The sequence below is a fragment of the Mesorhizobium sp. WSM3866 genome (genome assembly GCF_002294795.1).
Taxonomy (GTDB): Bacteria; Pseudomonadota; Alphaproteobacteria; order Rhizobiales; family Rhizobiaceae; genus Mesorhizobium.
In genome coordinates this window covers 14,239-35,654 of sequence record NZ_NSGC01000026.1, presented here as the reverse complement: position 1 = coordinate 35,654, position 21,416 = coordinate 14,239, and the positions used below count along the sequence as shown (strand labels likewise).

General features: G+C 60.6%; 15 protein-coding genes and 3 pseudogenes. 16 read left to right on the top strand and 2 right to left on the bottom strand.

What is annotated here, in order from left to right; genetic code table 11:
- Position 1 precedes the first annotated feature (1 nt).
- On the top strand, positions 2-1,027 hold the full coding sequence (locus CK222_RS30290) for a HAMP domain-containing sensor histidine kinase (protein WP_095802843.1): 1,026 nt from the start codon (positions 2-4) through the stop codon (positions 1,025-1,027).
- A gap of 9 nt (positions 1,028-1,036) precedes the next feature.
- Positions 1,037-1,722: pseudogene (locus tag CK222_RS30285) on the top strand (cytochrome); the annotation flags it as partial.
- A 597-nt stretch (positions 1,723-2,319) separates the two neighbouring features.
- On the opposite strand, the pseudogene CK222_RS30275 reads toward CK222_RS30285, so the two are convergent.
- Positions 2,320-2,472 (bottom strand): annotated as a pseudogene (locus tag CK222_RS30275) (aldehyde dehydrogenase family protein); the annotation flags it as partial.
- A 663-nt stretch (positions 2,473-3,135) separates the two neighbouring features.
- Here CK222_RS30275 and nifH point away from each other — a divergent pair.
- The 11 genes and pseudogenes from nifH to CK222_RS33580 all read left to right on the top strand — a co-directional run.
- Positions 3,136-4,029 (top strand): nitrogenase iron protein, encoded by an 894-nt coding sequence (gene nifH / locus CK222_RS30270; RefSeq protein WP_095780066.1) that lies wholly within the window; start codon positions 3,136-3,138, stop codon positions 4,027-4,029.
- A gap of 102 nt (positions 4,030-4,131) precedes the next feature.
- The gene (nifD, locus tag CK222_RS30265) at positions 4,132-5,637 is read left to right on the top strand and encodes a nitrogenase molybdenum-iron protein alpha chain (protein WP_095780030.1); all 1,506 of its coding nucleotides are present in this window, start codon (positions 4,132-4,134) and stop codon (positions 5,635-5,637) included.
- Positions 5,638-5,764: 127 nt separating this feature from the next.
- A complete protein-coding gene (gene nifK / locus CK222_RS30260; protein WP_067322284.1) occupies positions 5,765-7,306 on the top strand; it encodes a nitrogenase molybdenum-iron protein subunit beta in 1,542 nt (513 codons plus the stop codon).
- Between the two features lie 59 nt (positions 7,307-7,365).
- Positions 7,366-8,859 carry a nitrogenase iron-molybdenum cofactor biosynthesis protein NifE gene (nifE, locus tag CK222_RS30255; RefSeq protein WP_095802842.1) on the top strand — a complete coding sequence of 498 codons (1,494 nt, stop codon included), beginning with the start codon at positions 7,366-7,368 and terminating at the stop codon, positions 8,857-8,859.
- 9 nt (positions 8,860-8,868) lie between these two features.
- Complete coding sequence (gene nifN / locus CK222_RS30250; RefSeq protein ID WP_095802841.1) at positions 8,869-10,251, top strand: nitrogenase iron-molybdenum cofactor biosynthesis protein NifN; 1,383 nt, start codon at positions 8,869-8,871, stop codon at positions 10,249-10,251.
- Entirely contained in the window at positions 10,217-10,714 is a 498-nt protein-coding gene (gene nifX / locus CK222_RS30245; protein ID WP_095802840.1) for a nitrogen fixation protein NifX, read from the top strand. The genes nifN and nifX overlap by 35 nt, the downstream gene beginning before the upstream one ends.
- Before the next feature lie 16 nt (positions 10,715-10,730).
- Positions 10,731-11,210: a NifX-associated nitrogen fixation protein gene (locus CK222_RS30240; protein ID WP_095780034.1), complete on the top strand. Its 480-nt coding sequence runs from the start codon at positions 10,731-10,733 to the stop codon at positions 11,208-11,210.
- Between the two features lie 24 nt (positions 11,211-11,234).
- Entirely contained in the window at positions 11,235-12,017 is a 783-nt protein-coding gene (locus CK222_RS30235) for a response regulator transcription factor (RefSeq protein WP_095780035.1), read from the top strand.
- Positions 12,018-12,115: 98 nt separating this feature from the next.
- Entirely contained in the window at positions 12,116-12,997 is an 882-nt protein-coding gene (locus tag CK222_RS30230) for a universal stress protein (protein ID WP_095780036.1), read from the top strand.
- Between the two features lie 260 nt (positions 12,998-13,257).
- Positions 13,258-13,581: a hypothetical protein gene (locus tag CK222_RS30225; protein WP_348626615.1), complete on the top strand. Its 324-nt coding sequence runs from the start codon at positions 13,258-13,260 to the stop codon at positions 13,579-13,581.
- 203 nt (positions 13,582-13,784) lie between these two features.
- Positions 13,785-14,404 (top strand): annotated as a pseudogene (locus CK222_RS33580) (FAD-binding oxidoreductase); the annotation flags it as partial.
- Between the two features lie 551 nt (positions 14,405-14,955).
- Here CK222_RS33580 and pyrE read toward each other — a convergent pair.
- Positions 14,956-15,552: an orotate phosphoribosyltransferase gene (pyrE, locus tag CK222_RS30210; RefSeq protein ID WP_066993327.1), complete on the bottom strand. Its 597-nt coding sequence runs from the start codon at positions 15,550-15,552 to the stop codon at positions 14,956-14,958.
- Positions 15,553-17,061: 1,509 nt separating this feature from the next.
- Between pyrE and CK222_RS30200 the strand changes: the two genes are divergently transcribed.
- From CK222_RS30200 to CK222_RS32625, 3 genes are all read left to right on the top strand, one after another.
- Positions 17,062-18,366 (top strand): SidA/IucD/PvdA family monooxygenase, encoded by a 1,305-nt coding sequence (locus CK222_RS30200; RefSeq protein WP_095802839.1) that lies wholly within the window; start codon positions 17,062-17,064, stop codon positions 18,364-18,366.
- A gap of 313 nt (positions 18,367-18,679) precedes the next feature.
- Entirely contained in the window at positions 18,680-20,689 is a 2,010-nt protein-coding gene (locus CK222_RS30195; RefSeq protein ID WP_095802851.1) for a class I tRNA ligase family protein, read from the top strand.
- A gap of 331 nt (positions 20,690-21,020) precedes the next feature.
- Positions 21,021-21,404 (top strand): hypothetical protein, encoded by a 384-nt coding sequence (locus CK222_RS32625; RefSeq protein WP_126079024.1) that lies wholly within the window; start codon positions 21,021-21,023, stop codon positions 21,402-21,404.
- The last annotated feature ends 12 nt before the right edge of the window (positions 21,405-21,416 follow it).

Below are 21,416 nucleotides of genomic sequence, written 5' to 3'. Positions count from 1 at the left end.
CATGCGCAACAGCCTTTTCGTCAAGATCTATCTCACCGTGCTCATCAGCCTCGCTGCAGTGACGATCGCCAGCGCGATCTTCGTAGAGGTGGGCCAGGAACTCGAAAGTGCCGCGTTCGGCCCGGCAGGCTTTTTCGCGCTGATCGCCGCGGTGATAGGGCTTGTCGCCTTTCCAGTCGTGCGTCATCTCACACGCCGCCTTGAGGCATTGCGCAAGGGCGCGGATCGCTGGGGCGCAGGCGCTCTCGACACGCGCGTCGCCGTGCGCGGTAGTGACGAGGTGGCGGCGGTGGCGGCGAGCTTCAACCGCGCCGCCGAGCAGATCGAGCGGCTGCTTGCCGCGCATAGCTCGCTGCTTGCCAATGCCAGCCACGAGTTGCGCTCGCCGCTTGCGCGGCTGCGCGTGGCGATCGACCTCATCGCCAACGAACAAAGCGGCCCGATGCGCGATGAGATCGTGCGCAACCTCGCCGAACTCGATGCGCTGGTGGAGGAAATCTTGCTTGCCAGCCGGCTCGACCACATCGAGAAGCTGGAGCAGGTAGAGCCGGTGGATCTACTGGCGCTAACGGCCGAAAAAGGCGCACGCTTCGGCGTCGACGTCTCAGGCGAACCTGGCGTCGTCGTGGGAGACCCGAAGCTGCTCATGCGGCTAGTTCGCAATCTCATGCAGAACGCGCACAGACATGGCCGCCCGCCGGTTAGCGCGCGTGTGGGGATCGAAGGCGGTTCGGTGGTGCTCAAGGTGTGCGATCACGGGCCGGGCCTGCCGGAAGGAACCGGTGAGCGTGTCTTCGAGCCCTTCTTCCGGCCACAGGGCAGCAGCGAGACGGCCGGCGGCTGGGGCCTCGGCCTGTCGCTGGTGCGTAAGATCGCATTGCGTCACGGCGCAACCGTGCACCACGAATCGCCCTCCGGCGCCGGCGCCTGCTTTGTCGTCACCTTTCCGGCGTATCTTGATATGGCGGGCGCATATCCTTGTGAAAGTGGCCGGTCAGCTTCCGCCCTTCCGTCGCTTAGAGAGTGAAGTGCCACCATGCCCGAACAACCCTTGCCGACGCTGCGATGTGGCGCGTCGATCACATCGAGCCCTCGCCCGAGATGTTGGCGTTACGCACCAACGGTCCGATCCACCGCGTGCGCTTCCCGTCCGGGCACGAAGGCTGGTGGGTGACAGGCTCCGACGAGGCCAAGGCGGCGCTGTCCAACGCGGCGTTCCGGCCCGCGGGAATGCCGCCGGCGGCATTCACCCCGGATTCGGTGATTCTCGGTTCGCCGGGGTGGCTGGTCTCGCACGAGGGGGGCGAGCACGATCGGTTACGTACGATCGTGGCGCCGGCCTTCAGCAACCGCAGGGTGAAGCTGCTCGCGCAGCAGGTCGAGGCGATCGCCGCGGAGTTGTTCGACAAGTTAGCTGTCCAGCCCCAGCCCGCCGACCTGAGGCGCCACTTCTCCTTTCCGCTTCCGGCCATGGTCATCAGTGCACTGATTGGCGTGCTCTATGAGGATCACGCCTTTTTCGCCGGGCTGTCCGACGAGGTGATGACGCACCAGCATGAAAGCGGTCCGCGCAGCGCGTCTCGCCTGGCCTGGGAAGAACTGCGCGCCTACATTCGCTGCAAGATGTGGGACAAGCGCCAGGATCCGGGCGACAACCTGCTGACGGATCTGCTCTCGGCGGTCGACCAGGGCAAGGCGATCGAGGAAGAGGTGATCGGCCTGGTTGCCGGGGGCGCACACCAACAACAACACGTGAGCTGGCGCGCCCCGTCTGGGTAAGGGAGAGCGGCGAGAGCCCATGGCCTGCAAAGAAGCGATCAAGGATTGCAATCGTGGACCCAAGCTGCCCGGCCGCATCCGGAGCGCAGCCTTCAATATCAGCTCGCCTTGGAACCGGCCTTGCAGGAATTGGCTGAGCGCGCTGCGGAATCTGGCTGGGACCGAGGACGAGATAGCGTACGCGCTCCTCGAACTCCCCGGCCCACCTCACTGAATGCCAGCGACAATTTTGAACGAAGGATGGCGCAAGCTGCCGTCGCGGGTACGCTCCGCGATAGGCGATGTCGACGTAAACGACAGGGCTACACAATCGCGCACCGAGATGGGCGTTTCCGCAGCAGTGCCTTGGCGAACGGCGCATCGGGCGGACGATGATGTCTAGCGCGGCTGAAAGCTGGGTGGCCGTTTTCCAGCTCCAGCTGTAACGACGTTGCGGGAGCGGATCAGCTCATCGCCGCGCACCGGTGTGGATTATGTCGCCGATGACGGCCTGCGACAACGCCCGAAGCTTCCGCCTCAATGACAGCAAAGCCGGCGACGCTAGAGACCAAGTCCGCCGATGCAGACATATTTGGTGTCGAGATAGTCCTCGATGCCTTGATGTCCGCCTTCCTTGCCGAGGCCCGATTCCTTGACGCCGCCGAACGGCGCCTCAGGCGTGGTGATGAGGCCTTCATTGACCCAGACCATGCCGCGCCTTCTCGGCCATGCGCCGCGGCTTCGCCGCTCGCTCGCTCCAGCGCTGTTGAGGGCGCGCTCGCGAGCGGCTTCGTAACCGCCGAGCTACACCACGCGGGGGGCACGACCTACAGAAGGTGCTCCAGCAAACTCCCTGGGAAGGCGATAAGGCTTTTATCGCCACGCGACTGCCACCTTCAGATGTCCGATCGGATCGGCAGCAGGCGTTAGCGTGTCTTTATGTCGTAGCCGAGCCGATTCGGTATGACAGGTGAACGCATGCCGGCCTATTCGACAAAGATCCTGCCAAAACTCGGTTGGGGCTGGCCGACGCGACGGCGCTGGACTTTGCAACTGGCGCGTCGCCTGAGAAAACGCCTGCCGGTGGCTTGGCAGATGGGGTGGTTGCCTTCCTCCCTTACGGTTCAATAGCGGTCGCGAGTAACGCCATCGACAGCTCCTGTCGCCTTTGTCGGGCCTGCGACATAAGTTTATTTAGCCAATTTAATATTTTCGCCAAATGTTAAATAGCTGAAAAGCAATCATAAAATTTCTTTTTCGATCCAGCCGGACAAATTGGCACGAGTTTTGAGACGATCTGTGCGAGGCGCCGGATTCTGCCGACCGGACTTCAAGTCGCGGGTAGCCGCTATGGATGGAAAGAAGGAAGGAAGCAACATGTCAGGTCTGCGTCAGATCGCATTCTACGGAAAGGGAGGCATCGGCAAGTCCACCACCTCTCAAAATACGCTCGCTGCCCTGGTCGACCTCGGACAGAAGATCCTCATCGTCGGCTGCGACCCCAAAGCCGACTCTACCCGCCTGATCCTGAACGCAAAGGCGCAGGACACGGTTCTGCATCTCGCCGCCGAGGAAGGTTCTGTGGAGGACCTCGAACTCGAGGACGTGCTCAAGATCGGCTACAAAGACATCAAGTGCGTGGAGTCCGGCGGGCCTGAGCCGGGTGTCGGCTGCGCCGGCCGCGGCGTCATCACCTCGATCAACTTCCTTGAGGAGAACGGCGCCTATGACAATGTCGACTATGTCTCCTACGACGTGCTGGGCGACGTGGTGTGCGGCGGCTTCGCAATGCCGATCCGGGAAAACAAGGCTCAGGAAATCTACATCGTCATGTCGGGCGAGATGATGGCGCTCTATGCCGCCAACAACATCGCCAAGGGTATCCTAAAATACGCCCATTCGGGCGGCGTGCGGCTCGGCGGGCTGATCTGCAACGAGCGCCAGACCGACCGCGAGCTCGACCTCTCCGAAGCGCTGGCCGCCAGGCTCAATTCCAAGCTCATCCATTTCGTGCCGCGCGACAACATCGTCCAGCACGCCGAACTGAGGAAGATGACGGTAATCCAGTATGCGCCGGACTCCAAACAGGCAGGGGAGTACCGCGCGTTGGCCGAGAAGATCCATCTCAATTCGGGCCAGGGCACCATCCCGACCCCAATCACCATGGAGGAGCTCGAGGACATGCTGCTCGACTTCGGCATCATGAAGAGCGACGAGCAAATGCTTGCCGAGCTTCAGGCCAAGGAAGCGAAACTGTCCGTCGCTCAGTAACCCCGCTACCAACAGGGGCGCCGACCATGACCTGGCGCCCCTTTCTGCGAAACAAGGCCTCGTTGGCGAGGCGTTACCCGAACCTTGAAAGGGGCAGGTCCCATGGGCCTCGACTATGAGAATGACGGCGCCTTGCATGCGAAGCTTATCGAAGACGTGCTGTCGCAATATCCAGACAAGGCGGCGAAGCGTCGCAAGAAGCACCTCGGTGTCGCAATGAGCAAGGACGAAGCCACAGCGGAGGACAAGGGCCTTTCCGAATGCGACGTCAAATCGAACATCAAATCCATTCCGGGCGTGATGACAATTCGCGGCTGCGCCTATGCCGGCTCCAAGGGCGTGGTGTGGGGTCCGGTCAAGGATATGGTCCACGTCTCGCACGGGCCAGTCGGCTGTGGGCAATATTCCTGGTCGCAACGCCGCAACTATTATGTCGGCACGACCGGCATCGACACGTTCGTGACAATGCAGTTCACCTCCGACTTCCAGGAGAAGGACATCGTTTTCGGCGGCGACAAGAAGCTGGAAAAGATCATCGACGAGATCGAGGACCTGTTTCCGCTCAATGGCGGCATCTCGGTGCAGTCCGAATGCCCGATCGGCCTGATCGGGGACGATATCGAGGCAGTGTCGCGCAAGAAGGCCAAAGAGCACGAGAAGACGATTGTACCGGTGCGCTGCGAAGGTTTCCGCGGCGTTTCACAATCGCTCGGCCACCACATTGCAAATGATGCGATCCGCGATTGGGTCTTCGGCAAGGAAGATGTCGAGTTCGAGTCCGGCCCATACGACGTCAACGTCGTCGGCGACTACAACATTGGCGGCGATGCCTGGGCGTCGCGAATCCTGCTCGAGGAGATTGGCCTTCGGGTGGTCGGCAACTGGTCGGGCGACGCCACGCTCGCCGAGATAGAGCGCGCGCCCAAGGCCAAGCTCAATTTGATCCACTGCTACCGGTCGATGAACTACATCTGCCGGCACATGGAGGAAAAGTACGGGATCGCCTGGATGGAATATAACTTCTTCGGCCCCTCCCAGATCGAAACTTCCCTGCGCAACATCGCCAAGCATTTCGGCCCGGAAATCGAGAAGAAGACCGAAAAGGTCATCGCCAAGTACCGGCCCTTGGTCGATGCCGTCATCGCCAAGTACCGACCGCGCCTCGAAGGCAGGACGGTGATGCTTTATGTCGGCGGCTTGCGCCCACGCCACGTCATCACTGCTTACGAGGACCTCGGCATGGTGATCGTTGGTACCGGCTACGAATTCGCCCACAACGACGACTATCAGCGCACCGGCCATTACGTGAAAAATGGCACGCTCGTCTATGACGACGTCACCGGTTACGAGCTGGAGAAGTTCATCGAAGGCATCCGCCCTGATCTCGTTGGCTCCGGTATCAAGGAGAAGTACCCGGTCCAGAAGATGGGCATCCCGTTCCGCCAGATGCACTCTTGGGACTATTCCGGCCCGTATCACGGCTATGACGGCTTCGCCATTTTCGCCCGCGACATGGATCTCGCCATCAACAACCCGGTCTGGGACCTCTACCGCGCGCCGTGGAAGAAGATGAAGGACGCGCCGCCGACGGCGCTCGCCGCCGAATGAGGACTGGCCTCCCTGCCAGGCAGGGAGGCCGATAAATGCTTGGGGCGCGCTCGATCCGAGGCAGGCCCTTAACGTCTTGATGTCCCTGTGCTGCCGCTTGGCGCGGCCAGATGGAAAGGTGACCACCATGCCGCAATCGGCCGAAAAAGTTCTCGACCACGCCCCCCTGTTCCGCGAGCCGGAATACAAACATATGCTTGCCGAGAAGAAACTGAATTTCGAATGTCCGCACCCTGATCAGATCGTCGCGGATCAACGCGAATTGACCAAGACTTGGGAATACCGCGAAAAGAACCTCGCTCGCGAGGCGCTTGTCATAAACCCCGCCAAGGCATGCCAGCCGCTCGGCGCGGTATTCGCGGCCGCGGGGTTCGAGCGGACCATGTCTTTCGTCCACGGTAGCCAGGGCTGCGTTGCCTACTACCGCTCGCATCTGTCGCGACATTTCAAGGAGCCGTCGTCAGCGGTTTCCTCCTCGATGACCGAGGACGCGGCGGTATTTGGCGGCCTAAAGAACATGGTTGACGGGCTCGCCAATACCTACAAGCTCTACGACCCCAAGATGATCGCCGTCTCGACCACCTGCATGGCTGAAGTCATTGGCGACGACCTGCGCAGCTTCATCGAGAACGCCAAAAACGAAGGCTCGGTCCCGGGCGACTTCGACGTGCCTTTCGCTCATACGCCTGCTTTCGTCGGCAGCCATGTCGATGGCTATGACGGCATGGTCAAGGGTGTGCTGGAGCATTTCTGGAAGGGCAGTGAGCGCTCCCAAATAGATGGCACCATCAACATCATTCCAGGCTTCGACGGATTCTGCGTCGGAAACAACCGGGAACTCAAGCGCCTCCTCGACCTGATGGGTATCACCTATACCTTCATTCAGGACGCTTCCGACCAGTTCGACACACCGTCGGACGGCGAATACCGCATGTACGACGGCGGCACAAAGATCGCAGACGTGAAAGGGGCACTCAACGCGGAGGCGACGCTGTCGCTGCAGCATTACAACACCCGAAAGACGCTGGAATATTGCGGCGAGGTCGGGCAGGCGACGGCGTCCTTCCGCTATCCACTAGGTGTCCAGGCGACCGACGAGTTACTGATGAAGGTCTCGGCGATTTCCGGCAAGCAGATTCCCGAGACCATCCGGATGGAGCGCGGCCGACTGGTTGACGCGATGGCCGACAGCCAGTCATGGCTGCACGGTAAGAAGTACGCAATCTATGGGGATCCGGACTTCGTCTACGCCATGGCCCGCTTCGTCATGGAGACCGGCGGCGAGCCGACACATTGCCTCGCGACCAACGGCACATCGGCCTGGGAGGCCGAGATGAAGGAATTGCTTGCATCCTCGCCCTTCGGCCAGGATGCGCAGGTCTGGGCGGGCAAGGATCTCTGGGCAATGCGCTCGCTGCTCTATACAGAGCCGGTGGACCTGCTGATCGGCAATTCCTACGGCAAGTATCTGGAGCGCGATACCGGCACGCCGCTGATCCGGCTGACGTTTCCAATCTTCGATCGGCACCATCACCATCGCTTTGCGCTCATGGGCTACCAGGGCGGTTTACGCGTGCTGACGACGATCCTCGACAAGATATTCGACAAGCTCGATCGCGAGACGAGCGAGACTGGCGTGACGGATTATTCCTATGACCTCACCCGCTAAGAGCCGGTGCCGGCTTTCCGCCGTGGCCGCCCCGCCCAATGAGTTCGGAGATTGACGCAATGACCTCGCTCAGTGCCAAGATCCAGGACGTTTTCGACGAGCCCGCATGCGATAAAAACCGCGGCAAGGATGCCAAGGCGCGCAAGGAGGGCTGCTCGAAGCCGCTGACCCCTGGGGCGGCAGCCGGCGGCTGCGCCTTTGACGGCGCCAAGATCGTCCTGCAGCCGATCACCGACGTTGCGCACCTGGTCCATGCGCCGCTTGCCTGCGAGGGGAATTCCTGGGACAACAGAGGAGCAGCTTCGTCCGGGCCAACCCTGTGGCGGACAAGCTTCACGACCGACCTCACCGAACTCGACGTCGTGATGGGGCATGGCGAGCGGAAGCTGTTCAAGGCGATCCGCGAGATCAAGGAAACATACGCTCCACCGGCAGTCTTCGTCTATTCGACCTGCGTGACGGCGCTGATCGGCGACGACATCGAGGCCGTGTGCAAACGCGCGGCCGAAAAATTCGGTCTGGCCGTGGTGCCGATCAACGCGCCGGGCTTGGCCGGCTCCAAGAACCTCGGGAACAAACTCGCCGCCGAAGCGCTGCTCGATCATGTCATCGGCACGGTGGAACCAGACGACGCGGGGCCCTGCGACATCAACATCCTTGGCGAATTCAACCTCTCCGGCGAATTTTGGCTAGTGAAGCCGCTGCTTGATCGGCTCGGCATCCGGGTGCGCGCCTGCATTCCGGGCGATGCGCGTTACATCGACGTTGCATCCGCGCACCGCGCCCGGGCGGCTATGATGGTGTGCTCGAGCGCGCTCATCAATCTGGCCCGCAAAATGGAGGAGCGCTGGGACATCCCGTTCTTCGAGGGGTCCTTCTACGGGATAACCGATACTTCGGAAGCACTTCGCAACCTTGCTGAGCTGCTAGTGAGGAAGGGCGCCGATGCGGAGATCCTCGATCGCACAGAGAGGCTGATTGCTGAGCAGGAGGAGATTGCGTGGAAGAAGCTCGAGGCCTACCGCCGGCGGCTTCAAGGCAAGCGCGTGCTGCTCAACACAGGCGGTGTGAAGTCCTGGTCGGTCGTCCACGCGCTGATGGAGATCGGCATGGAGATCGTCGGCACCTCGGTCAAGAAATCCACCGTCGAAGACAAGGAGCGGATCAAACGGATCCTCAAGGACGAAAACCGCATGTTCGAGCAGATGGCAGCGCGCGATCTTTACGTAATGCTCTCAAAAGACAAGGCGGCCGACATCATGCTGTCGGGCGGGCGCACGCAATTCATCGCGCTGAAGGCGAAGACACCCTGGCTCGATATCAACCAAGAACGCCAACATCCATATGCCGGCTATGACGGCATGGTGGAACTTGTACGGCAGATCGACCTCGCCATTCATAACCCGATCTGGGGCCAGGTGCGTGAGCCGGCGCCGTGGGATTGCCAGCCTGCCGTGAAGGACGATCTGGCGAGCACGAAGGACGGGACCGCGAGGGTGAACCCTTTCAATGAATTAACCGGCGCGACGGCTCAGCGCTTCGGCGAGCGTTGAGGACACCCGATGGTCCGCATCCTTCGCAATACCAAATCAGCGGCGGTCAACCCGCTGAAGTCGTCACAGCCGATGGGTGCGGCCCTCGCTTTTCTCGGAGTCGACGGTGCGATGCCCCTGTTCCACGGCAGCCAAGGCTGCACCAGCTTCGCGCTGGTGCTCTTTGTGCGTCATTTCAAGGAAGCGATCCCCTTGCAGACAACGGCGATGGACGAGGTGGCCGCCATACTCGGCGGAGCGGACCATCTGGAAGAGGCGATCCTCAACCTCAAAACACGCACTAAGCCAAAGCTGATAGGAGTGTGCACGACCGCGCTGGTAGAGACCCGTGGCGAAGATTGCGCGAGCGATATTGCCAACATCAAGCTGAAGCATGTGGAAGAGCTCGCCGGTACTGAAGTTGTGCTGGCCAACACGCCGGATTTTGACGGTGCGATCGAAGCAGGCTGGGCCAAAGCTGTCGCGGCGATGATCGAAGGGATTACACGGCCGGGCGTACGGACCAGACAGCCAAAGAAGATTGCGATCCTGCCCGGATGCAACCTCACTGTCGCCGACATCGAGCATTTGCGTGACATGGTTGAAAGTTTTGGGCTCAAGCCGGTTATTTTGCCGGACGTCTCCCGCTCGCTCGACGGTACGGTTCCTGACCGCTGGGTAACGACCACCTATGGCGGCACCAGCGTCGAGGATATCCGGGAGCTGGGCACCGCCGCGCAATGCATCGCCATCGGCGAACACATGCGTCACCCGGCGAAAATGCTGCACGGGTTGACCGGCGTGCCTTACGTGGTGTTGCAGTCGCTGACCGGATTGAAGGCTGTCGACCGGTTCGTCTCGTTGCTGTCGTGGGTTTCGGGCGCGGTGGTGCCGGCCCGGGTGCGCCGTCGCCGGGCGCAATTGCAGGATGCGTTGCTCGACGGACATTTTCATTTCGGAGGCAAGAAAATTGCGATCGCTGCTGAACCAGACCAACTCTATCAACTCGCAACGTTCTTCGCCGGCATGGGCTCCAAAATCGCGGCGGCGGTCACCACGACCGATATGTCGAAGATTCTGGAAAAAGTACCGGCGGAGTGGGTTCAGATCGGCGATCTCAGAGATTTGGAAACTCTTGCCGCGGGCGCGGATCTCCTCGTTACTCACTCCCACGGTCGCCAGGCTTCGCAACGCCTTGGCGTTCCGCTCATGCGCGTCGGCTTCCCGATCTTCGACCGGCTCGGCAGCCAGCACAAGCTCAAAATCCTCTATCGGGGGACGCGCGACCTGATCTTCGAGGTTGCCAACATCTTCCAGGCCAATCAGCACGCGCCGACGCCTGAGGCGCTTGATCCATTCCGGAAACGAGAAATGCCAGATGAGCTACGTTCGTCGCCTATCGCTCGTCACTGACGAGATTCACCCACGGATGCCTCGACGACGAGCAGGCGCATTACGCGTTGCCATCGCCACGCAAGACATGAAGAATCTCGATGCCCATTTCGGGTCGGCCAAGCGCTTTGCTGTCTACGACGTCACGCGCGAGGAGTGGCATCTCGTGGAAGCCGTGGCCTTCGATGACGTTTCCGATGAGAGTGGGGAGCATCGGACCGAAGGCGATGACCGCATCACGCCAAAGGTGGAGGCGCTGGAGGGCTGCCAGCTGCTGTTTTGTCTGGCCATCGGCGGGCCTTCGGCAGCTAAGGTTGTTTCTGCCAAAATCCATCCGATCAAGGTACCGCAGCCACAAACGATCCAAGCGGTGCTGTTGCGCACGCAGATGATGCTGAGGACATGTCCTCCGCCCTGGCTGCGCAAGGTGCTGGCTGACGCTGGTGTCGCCGAAAAGAACCCCTCCTTCGAGGACGAGGACTGAAACGAGGAAGAGCAAAATGTTTGAAGTCGCCATCACCCCTGCTGTCAACGATGACCAGGCGGCCCTTGCCAGCCCGTTCGTCAAATGCCTCGTGCGACTGATCCGTGCGCAGGATTCCCACGGGTCCTGGGACGGCAAAGCGGACGCCGAGCTGCTGGCCGACTTCATCGTCAGCAAGGAACAGCGCCGTGCGATTCCAATCATCGGCGATCCCGATCCGGACGTGCTGTGGAGACTCGACAAGTTTTACACTGCCGTCGCCCTTGCGATCGAGGAGCGCTCCAGCCTGATGGCATCGCCGATGATCGAAATGAGTCATGAGGGCTTCGGGCGCGTGCTGTTCACCGCCGGGCGGCTGGTTGTTCTGTCGAAGACCCTGCGCGACGTCCATCGGTTCGGCTTCGAGACGTTCTGCAAACTCGCCGCGGCCGGTACAAAACTGGTCGACGATGCCATTGCAGCCATCGACGCCTATCCCGAGGTGGCACGCGCATGAACCGGATTTCGAGCAAGAGAAACCATGTCAGACGTTGAGGAGCCGCTTGGGCCAGCCCACGCGGCCAACGTGGTCGAGGCCAATTTGGTTCTCGGGGTAGCACCAATGAAGCCACTCGTCCTGATCTGTTCGCAAGATGCGGAGTTCTATCTGTTCCTCAGCCACATACTAGAGGTGGACGGCTTCGCCAGTGAGCTGGCAGGCGGCGCGAAGGAGGCGCTTGCATTGGCCGACGATCGGGAATTCCAGGCCGTGGTGCTGGACTGCGGTCCAACGAGCCTTACCGGGTCCGCAATCTGCGCCCGGCTCAAGCGGGAGCCCCGGACCGGCGGTCTGCTCATCATTGCCCTGATCGCGCCTGGCGCCGAGAACCAGCACCTCGATCTGTTGAAGGCAGGCGTTGAGAGCTTTGTGCGGCCGATCGACCCGGCCAAGCTGCTCGATTGTCTGCGGACGAGGCTGGCGCTGCCGAAGCCGGGTTCAAACGGGGTTGAAAACGGCAGCTGGCTCTCTTTTGGCAACGTTACGATGAATCTCGATGCCCGCCGGGTTTGCGGCAATGGCCATGACATTCATCTCGGACCAATCGAGTTCAACTTGCTGCGGCATTTGCTGGAAACTCCCGGCAAGGTCTTCAGCCGGGACGAGATGATCGCCGCGGCTTGGCCGGCCAATATTCATGTCGGTGAACGCACAGTCGATGTCCACATCAGTCGGCTCAGAAGGGCGCTGGAGACGGCCTCGACCGATATCGTCATCCGTACAGTGAGGTCGTCCGGCTACTCGCTCGAGAAGCTGGACGGCTGATCAAGTCGCTGGTGTGGTGCCACTCCCTTTTCCTCGCGCGGTGAGCCGGTCTTGCGGCCTGAAACGCCGTCAACGAATACTCAGGAAGAACTAGGAAAATGGCCTTTAGAACCGTACTCTGTTTGACCGGCGCTGACCATTCCGATCAGGACGTCAGAACTGCTGCCCGCTTGTGTGCGGAAATCGGCGCTTATCTTTCCGTACTGATTATACCCCATCCGACGCTCCTTATGTGGCGGATCGGAGATGGTGTCCTCGAGTGGCCGGTAGGACGTGGACTGGCAAGTGCCAAATTGAACAATCAGTTGCGGCAAATCGATCGATTTGCACAGGACGCGGTCAGGCTGGAAAAGCGCTCCAGCGATATCCAGAAACTGCTGGAATCTATGTCGCTCAACTATGACGTTGACACCGACTATTGCGATCCGGCCAGCCTCGGTGAAGCGGCACGACAGCGGGCGCTCTGCGCCGACCTGACGATCATCGGACCAGGGCTCCTCAACGACGAGAATCTCGGACCTCCTGTGGTCAACGGCTGCTTGTTCGAAACGGGAACGCCGGTGCTCGTAGTGCCTAAGGGTGCTGAGGCGACGCTGTGGCCACGGCGAGTCCTGGTTGGTTGGGATTCGCGAGTGGAGGCCTTCCGTGCGGTTCGAGAAGCGCTGGGTCTCCTATGCGTTGCTGAGGAGGTTCGTGTCGCCCTGGTCGATCCGAAGGTCGACTACAACGGCAATGGCGCGGAGCCTGGAGCCGACATCGCTGCCTATCTCACTCGGCACGGTGCTCGGGTGTCGGTTGACCTACTGCCAAGTGCCGGCAAATCGGCGGCCACGGTGCTTGCGCAGCACGCAATCGACATTTCTGCCGACATGATAGTCATGGGCGCCTATGGCAGCCGTCGGCTGCGTGAGCGGCTCTTTGGCGGTGTGACCAGATGGATCTTTGATAAGCCGACATTGCCGCTGTTTTTGGCCCGATGACGGTTCCGAAGCGGCACCGATGCTGTTCGAAGCTCCACTGTGCCTGTGACATTCGCAATGCCCAATGCGGGTCGCTGCGAAAATCCCGCTGAGTGGAAAACACTCCCAGAGGAGCAAGATAAGTGGAGTTCTTTTGCGTTGGTCTCGGTGCTGGCCCATCCAATTTGAGCCTTGCGTGGAAGATACTCGAAGAGATTGAGCAAGGGGCACTGATCCTGGGTCGGCACTTCGATTCCGCTGGCACCTAGGCAGCGCAATGAATGAGGCCAAGCGGCGGCGGTTTTCGAACAAATATCGTCACTGACGTGGGGCGGCTTAATCTGCTGGTGCGCCGCCTGCTCGACCTGGCGCGCCGAAAATCTCGCGCCAGTGGCGAAAGCACGTCGATTGGTGCCGGGCTGGCGCTGCTGCAGGCCCAGGACAGGCCGGCACTTCGCGTCGAGGCCGGCGGAGCGACCGGCCTGCGCATATCGGCCGAGAATGCGGATGTGCTCGCCAATCTCATCGACAATTCGGCGAGGCACGGCGCCACGCTGGTTTTAATCACAGGGGCGACGGGGACGGCAAGGCCATTGTCCTGGTGAGCGACGAGGGCGGCGGTATTTCGCCCAGCAACCGGACCCGCATTTTCGAGCCATTCTTCACCACGGTTTTCGGAAAAGGCGTGCTCCATTCAAATTAACCGGCAGGATGATCTCGAAGCGCGTAGCGCGCTCAACCAGGCGGTTCATGCCATCATGCGCCTCAGGAGGGCCAGCACGATGCCGAGGCAGGCATGCCGGTGCCGCAGGGCGACAGTGTTACCAGGGCAAAGCTCGACAATGGCGAGCGGCTCGACGCGGGCATCGTCGTCAACGCCGCCGGGCCGAATGCCGGCAAAGTTTCAGCAATGGCCGGACTGGCGCTGCCAGTGGAATCGCGCAAGCGCAATGTCTTTCTCTTCGAGGCGCGCGAAAAATATGACGACATGCCAATACTGGTCGATCCGACCGGCATCTAGTCAGACCGGAAGGCTCGGGCTACATCACCGGCGGGGCCGAATCGGAAGAGGGCGACGGCCCCGCCGACCCCAACGGTTTCGAGCCCGACTGGCCGCTGTTCGAAGAGATGATCTGGCCGGCGCTGGCGACCCCCATTCCCGCCTTCGAAGCCATTAAGCCGACGCGCGCGTGCCCTCACGACTGCAACACGCTCGACCAGAACGCGGTGGTCGGGCCGGATGCGCAGGTCGACAACTTCCTCTTCGCCAACGGCTTTTCCGGCCACGGCCTGCAGCAGGCGCCGGCGGTCGGCAAGGCGCCGTCGGAGCTCATCGTGCATGGCAGCTATCGCACGATCGATTGCACGGCGTTCGGATATGAGCGCGTCGCGGAGGGGCGGGCGTTCAGGGAATTGAATGTGATCTAACACTGGCGGGACAGCACCTCCTCTGCCCTGCAGCATGATGCTGGGAATGGGAACGCACCATGCTTGGGCACGAGGGCCCCGAGCCGACGCACATCGCGCCAATCGGCGTCGTCACGTTCGAGATTCAGCACCGGCTGCTCGGCGCTTTTACGCTCGCATATGCGCCGGCATGCCGCTCGCGATTGCCGACGAGGGCTGCTCGTTCCACGAAAAAACGATCAGCGCGAGATTAATGGGCAACCTCGTCGGGACCGAAAAGAGCGCTAAACCGGGTTGCTAGATCAATCCAGGGTGCCGCGTCGCCTCTCTTTGAAGCTATTCGAACGACCGCCGCCAGATAGCCGGTAAAAGCCTTCAGTCTTAGGGCGCGTTGCTCTGAGAGGTAGTCAATAGCGTCAACCCGCTGGTGAACGGCAGCGAGCATATGTTGCACCAAAAGGAGGGAGGATGGGCAAGGGCAATCACTCTTGTTCGCGAGGCGCCTGCACTCGCTGCAAAGCGGCGGAATGTCCTCCAAGGCTAGGTCGCCGGAAAGACGTTGTACGAGATTGTCAGTGGCGTTCCACAAATTCGCTCGCGTGCAGTACGGAGTGCAGCGTGACGCCATGTTGGGCTAGCAGGGCCGTAGCTCCCTCGTCACGGTCCACGAGGCAAGCAGCGTCACCCACAATGCCGCCGACGCGGCGAACCTCTTCAATCGCCTTCAATATCGACTTGCCGCTTGTGGCAACGTCGTCAACGATTAGGACCACTTTTCCCTGAAGATCTTCTTTAGGCCCAAGACCTTCAATCACATCCCTTGTGCCATGGGCCTTTGGAGCCTTGCGAACGAAGATCGTGTTTATGGGATTGTTCATCACCGAGCTGACAGCCGCCATCGATCCGATTACGGGGACCGCTCCCATTTCAAGTCCGCCGACGTACTCTGCTTTCACTTGCTTAGCTATTTTTAGGAACTCAAGAGCGGCAAGTTGCGCGCCTCGCGCCACCATCATGGTAGGCTTCATATTGAAATAGATGTCGCTCTCTATGCCCGACGAGAGCGTGTAGCGTCCGAATCGAAAAGAGCGCTCACGGACAATCTCGCGGAGTTCGTCCTTGTCGTGTTGGCCGGAATCAACTGGTCTGAATTTCGCCAGTGCCGCCATAGATCAGACCTCGCCCCTAGGGAAAATTTGGGTGCGGCATGCACCTAGTCACTACCGCTATGTGGCTTATGCAAGTGTTCGCGGGGAGTGTCAATTAATGTCAATACCGGTGCGACCGTTTCGCGCAGATTTTTCCATTATCATTATTGGGTGCCTAAAGCGTGATCACGGGCCTCGCCACGGTTGGGGAGCCTTGGCTACCCTTGCCCCGATCTCAGCCAGACACGAGTTTTCTCGACGCGCGCCGTCTCTTTAAGGATTTGCGCGCTTTCATCCTCGTCCCCTCGAGTCCGCCTCGCTCGGCTCCGTTGCGCCAGCTTCTTAACCAGGTTGCACATTTCGGCCGCCGTGTCGGCCCCCTTGTGGTACGATTGGGCAAGGCCGCGCTTTTTGTGCAACCTCCTCGTAAGGCGGTAAAGTTCGAGCCGGCGAGAATTTCGTTCATCGCACCGCGGCGCAAGTTGGCTCGCTTCGTCTGACGACCGATCAGCAGGTCCAACCTCGATTGGCCCGAAACAACGTTGTCTTTTTGGATCAGCGCCTGGTTATTCCTGCGTTCGCGGCCCAACCCGTCAACACTTCGCCTTCCCAAAATATCTCCTTGCGGACCCGCCTGGGGCAGCCTCCACAAAGCTGCGGATCGAATGCGTCTCGCTGGTCACACGAGCACCGTCAGGCTCGTGGTGCTGCAGGATGTGGCACACGGCCTCGACATAGTGTGACCGCCTTTAGCTGGGTTCTGCGTCTCAAAATCCGGATCTCTTCTCAATCTTCCGCAAGACGGGAGAGACCTCCTGGGACCCCGGCTTCCAAAGGCGCCTTTTCAGATTTCGGCCGCGAGAAGGGCAAGAGCCTTTTACCGCGCCACAGTCCGTGAACCTGGGTTGCTGGCCGTCCTGAGAGAAAATTCCGATGCGGAGCTGCCCGATTAACTAGCGGCTCATGGCAAGAGGACGGCGACGCGGCAAATCGGCCACCGGCGCAAGGTTTCCCGCCTCATTGTCGGATACCCGACAGGATCACAAACCCGCTAACCGTTGCTTCCATGAAAGTTTCCTTCTGGCACGTTTGATGCGGGGGATCTTCCGAAAAACATCAGCGGATGCCCTCCTATGAGCAGGCTCAATGTCGCCGCATTCGAGACCGCGCCCTCGCCGATCCCCAAGTCGGTCGAAGGAAGGCGTACCATTGTGGAGGCGGGCGGCTTTGCCGATTGAAACACGGAACAAGCCTCGAAAGCATGTCGCTGACCGAAACGCGATCATCGAAGCGGGCGGAGATACGTCGATCCCGTCCACGCCCACAAGTCGTGGACATAAGTGTCGATCGCATCACTTGGCCGGGATCCATGTGGGCTTCATACCCGACCATACGAAAGCGGGGACAAAATCCAGCAAATCCAGCGGCACCGAAGTCGAGATCGTCCGCGTGGAGACTGAAGCCGATGGCCAGAGCCGATATTCCTCGCGAACATCGCCTAGTTGGGAAGCACCTAAAGGAGCAAGACAAGTGGAGCTCTCTTGCATTGGAGTGGGAGCTGGGCCGTCGAATTTGAGCCTGGCGTGCCAGATGCACGAGCAAATGGGGCAAGGGGCACTGTTCCTGGATCGGCAAGTCGACTTCCGCTGGCACCCAGGCAGCGCATTCGATTCCTCGGAGCTCCAGGTCAGCCACTTCAAGGATTTGGTCACGCTGGTGAACCCGCGATCAGCCTACACTTTCGTGAACTACCTCCATGAGAACGGGCGTCTGTACCACTTCCTGAATGCACACTTCGAAGCCGTGCTCAGAGCTGAGTTCGAGCAATACCTGAACTGGGCCTTCCACAAGAACCCGCTTGTCCGCGGCGGCGAGACCGTGCGCGAAATCCGCTTTGACGGCGAGTTTCGGGTGCGCACCGATAGGGCGGTTCTCGGTGCCAGAAACGTCGTGGTCGGCATTGGCAAGCAGGCGCATATTCCGCGTCAGTTTCAGGGCTGGATTGGACGCAACCTGTTCCACTCATCTGAATTGCTGCACATCCATCCTGAGGTGCACAATAGCCATGTCTGCGTGGTCGGCGGCGGACAGTCCGGAGCCGAGGTGCTGTTGCACCTTGTTGGCCTGCCAAAAGGACGGCGGCCTGTCTCGATAACCTGGGTCTCACAGCGGGAAAACTTCCTTCCCATCGACAACAGCCCGTTCACAAACGAGTTGTTCATGCCCTTCTTTTCGGATCGTTTCGCGTCAATGCGCGAGTCGCAGCGCAAGCTGTTCCTGCGGCGCTTCGTGCTTGCTTCGGACGGCGTTGCGGAAAGCACGTTGCGCGCGATCTATCAGGCGCTTTACCGCCACGCGTTTCTAGAGCCAAACCGATGCGAAATCACTCTGCGGCCGGGCTGCACTGTCTCGCACTGCATCAACGCCGGCGCGGGCCACAGACTTACCCTGCAGCACGGCATGGAGGAGTCCGAAGACGTCACGGCCGACATCGTCATCCTGGCCACCGGGTACGAGAACGCGGTGCCAGGCTTCTTGGAACCGATCGCGAACCGGCTTGAAAAGATCGACAATGAATTGGCTATTCGCGAAGATTTTTCGGTGTGCTGGGACGGACCGTGTGACAGCCGCATCTTCGTACAGAACGCGAGCCTAGGGCAGCGTGGGCTGGCTGATCCGAATCTAAGCCTGCTGGCTTGGCGAGCGCGTCGCATCCTCGACAGCCTTCTGGGGCGCGCGCCGCGCGCCAACCCCGAGCATCCCGGCTTCATCGGCCCTACCTCAGTCGAGTGCTGGTCCGACACCGTTGCAGAAGAAATGGGCAGCGGGATATGACCGGCCGACTGCGGATCCTTGGCGGTGGCATCCAAGGAACGATCGACCGCCAAAAATGCGCGGAGCATTGCGTTCTGATTTGTGGCTACTGGAGTATCGCAGCCCCGTTACGACGCGTCGGCACGTCGGATAGAGGTAGCCACCGGCGTCCAAATTCCTACTGGCGCGCAGTCTTAGCCCGCCCCGGCTAAAGCCGGATTGTTCTCGCGGGGGCCGCCAACCGGTCCGGGCTGCCGCCTCTCTTCGCAACTTGCAGCAGAGGCTGTTGCGTTCGCAGCCGAAGATACCACTGCTTCAACGGCTGAGCTTCGTCATGCGCAAATACAGGTTTTCTCGAACGGAGCTGTCGCGTGCGTTCGGTATCGACATAGCCACGCTTGGAACGGGAAGCGCGGGCACCGGGTTTTCATTCGGCAAGGTGGCACCAGGGGTCACATCCGAGCCTCATCGGCACGACGAAATCGAGGCCTTCGTAGTCCTGTCTGGGGCGGGCAAGGTCAGGACCGACCTTGGGGAAATCCCGGTCAAAGCCGGCGACGTCGTTCTGTTCCACCCCTTTGAAGCGCATGTGCTGTGCAATGATGGGGATGAAGACCTAGATTTCGTCGATGTCTACTGGCGCGACGGCAAGGCCGCCCTCGAAGCTGCTGCACAGGTCACGACTCCCCGCAGGCCAATCTTCGTCTTCTCCACGCCGCCGACGCCCAGTGGCGATCTGCAGCTGGGGCATCTTTCAGGCCCGTATTTTGGCGCCGACGTGTACACGCGTTTCCTGCGCATGACTGGGGCCGAAGCCTACCACCTGACTGGGAGCGACGATCACCAGAGCTACGTCGCCACGCGTGCCGATGCCGATCAATCGACGCCCGCAAAGGTGGCGCGCCACTACGCCGACGAGCTCAGAGCCACGCTTGCGCTTCTCGACTGTGAGGTCCACAGCTTCCTGCCCACGTTGGGGGACGATTACGCAGAGTTTCAAGCCACATGTTTCCGCACTCTTCTGAGCAGCACGGCGCTAGATCTGCGCCAGAGCCCAGCGCTATTTGATGCAGTGACAGGCGATTACCTTTACGAACCGGATGTAAGCGGCCTCTGCCCCGATTGCGGCAGCTCGGCTGGTGGCAACATCTGCGAGGAATGCGGCGCGCCGAACCTATGTCACGACTTGGGTAGGGCCCGGTCGCGGCACTCGGTCGAGGCGCCGATGGTCGGCTCCGCGCGTCGCGCCGAACTTGCGCTGCATCGATGCTACGACGAGATCGACCGGCATTTAAGAGCGTCGGGCGCTCCCGCTCGGATTTTGGATCTCTTCGCGCGTGTACGCCAACGCGGCGACTTTTGGGTGCCCATCACCCGCCCCTCGGACTGGGGCCTGCCTGCCGAAGGGCTCCCGGGGCAGGTGATGTGGGTTTGGCCAGAGATGGCTTTCGGAATCCTTTACAACATCCAGGCGCTAGCTCGCTTGCTGGGGCGCGACTGGAATGCGGCGATGCCCAGCAATGACTGGCAGATTGTCCATTTCTTCGGCTTCGACAATTCCTTCTACCATGCGCTACTTTATCCCGCGCTTTACGCTGAGGTGTTCTCCCGCTGGACGCCGCGTATCCGGTATCATGTGAACGAGTTCTATCTGCTCGCCGGCCAGAAGTTCTCTACCAGCCGTGGCCATGCGGTCTGGGGCAACGAGGTTCTGGGCCCAAAAACAGTCGACGCCGTGCGTCTTCATTTGGGCCTGACACGCCCTGAAAGTGAGGGGACGAACTTCACACTGGACGCGTTACGCCGCACCGAGCACGAGGTGTTCCAAGGGACCTGGCTGAAATGGCTTGATACGCTTCACCGGGAAATCAAGCAGGACTTTAGCGGCTGCGTGCCCGACGCAGGCGACTGGGGTCCCGCCGATCGCGCTTTCTTTACTCGGATAGAGACCCATCGCGCGGCGATGGAACGCGCCTATTCGGATGATGGCTTCTCGGTCCGGCGCGCGGCTGCGCAGGCCTGCGATTTCGTGCGCGATTGCCTGATCTACCGTCAGGCGCAAGACTATGCAGCGGCGCGACGTCTCTATCCCGCCCGCACCCGGACCTCGCTCGCGCTTCAGGCTACAGCCGCTGCGATCCTGGCGCAGACACTCGCACCGCTGATGCCCCGATTTGCCAGCATGCTTGCGAGAGGCATCGGCGTCTCAACCGAAAAATGGCCTGCCTCCGTCCGGCGCCTTCCGCCAGGGACAATCTTTGATATCGAACCCGTACTGGGGTTCTATGGGAGCCGACAATCTTTGCTCAATGAACCGAAGGCCTATAGCCCATCCGAATCTTGACGAGATCTGCGCGGCATAAGCCGACATCTCCACGGGCCGCCACCAGACAATTGAGACCAGACTGGCCCAGCTCGACCCTCCGGTTGAGCGAAGCGGGCGCGAATGCCCGCAACAGCGGGTGGTCTACGCAAGAAACCTGCAATGCTTCCAAAGCTCTTTCACGAAATATCGGCTGGTGAATGCGGGATCCGCCGTCTCGCGAAACATAAGCGGTAACGGCGGCGGCTCGCAGTCGACGCGCTGGGCCTCACCGCCTCACCGACCCGGCCCAAGAAAGGAAGGCTCAGCCACCAGCAGGCCAGGACGCAGTGGCTGCAGGCGGGAGCCGGTCGTGGAGATCGCCCGTGCACTTTCGACCGGCCCCGAAATGATGCTGTTAGACGGGCCGACGCCGAACATTGCCCCAGGCGAGACAGCCAAGCTGTCTTCGGTTCTCAAGCGTGAAGCATCAGTGATGCGTGTCGAAAACCAGACAGCGGCAGGAACCATGTCGGGTTCAAAACAATCGACCGCCTTCTACGCCCAAAGGTTTTCCGAGCTAACCACACACTTACGCTCACTAAGCGGGCTGGCACGACCATTGCTGGTTGAGATGCGGCAACAATGGGTGAGGACTAGCCGCATGCGAACGCACAAGACGAGTGCTGGTCACCGAACCGGTTTCTTCCATTTCTCAGAGGAGAACCGGCTCGTCAGAAACGCCCGAAAGGTGTGAGAATAGAGCTTT

Coding starts and splice junctions, on each gene's coding strand:
- nifE (WP_095802842.1), top strand. CDS start 7,366: ATGACCTCGCTCAGTGCCAAGATCCAGGACGTTTTCGACGAGCCCGCA.
- nifD (WP_095780030.1), top strand. CDS start 4,132: ATGGGCCTCGACTATGAGAATGACGGCGCCTTGCATGCGAAGCTTATC.
- CK222_RS30230 (WP_095780036.1), top strand. CDS start 12,116: ATGGCCTTTAGAACCGTACTCTGTTTGACCGGCGCTGACCATTCCGAT.
- CK222_RS30240 (WP_095780034.1), top strand. CDS start 10,731: ATGTTTGAAGTCGCCATCACCCCTGCTGTCAACGATGACCAGGCGGCC.
- nifN (WP_095802841.1), top strand. CDS start 8,869: ATGGTCCGCATCCTTCGCAATACCAAATCAGCGGCGGTCAACCCGCTG.
- CK222_RS30235 (WP_095780035.1), top strand. CDS start 11,235: ATGTCAGACGTTGAGGAGCCGCTTGGGCCAGCCCACGCGGCCAACGTG.
- pyrE (WP_066993327.1), bottom strand. CDS start 15,552: ATGGCGGCACTGGCGAAATTCAGACCAGTTGATTCCGGCCAACACGAC.
- nifH (WP_095780066.1), top strand. CDS start 3,136: ATGTCAGGTCTGCGTCAGATCGCATTCTACGGAAAGGGAGGCATCGGC.
- CK222_RS30290 (WP_095802843.1), top strand. CDS start 2: ATGCGCAACAGCCTTTTCGTCAAGATCTATCTCACCGTGCTCATCAGC.
- nifK (WP_067322284.1), top strand. CDS start 5,765: ATGCCGCAATCGGCCGAAAAAGTTCTCGACCACGCCCCCCTGTTCCGC.
- CK222_RS30195 (WP_095802851.1), top strand. CDS start 18,680: ATGCGCAAATACAGGTTTTCTCGAACGGAGCTGTCGCGTGCGTTCGGT.
- nifX (WP_095802840.1), top strand. CDS start 10,217: ATGAGCTACGTTCGTCGCCTATCGCTCGTCACTGACGAGATTCACCCA.
- CK222_RS30225 (WP_348626615.1), top strand. CDS start 13,258: ATGAGGCCAAGCGGCGGCGGTTTTCGAACAAATATCGTCACTGACGTG.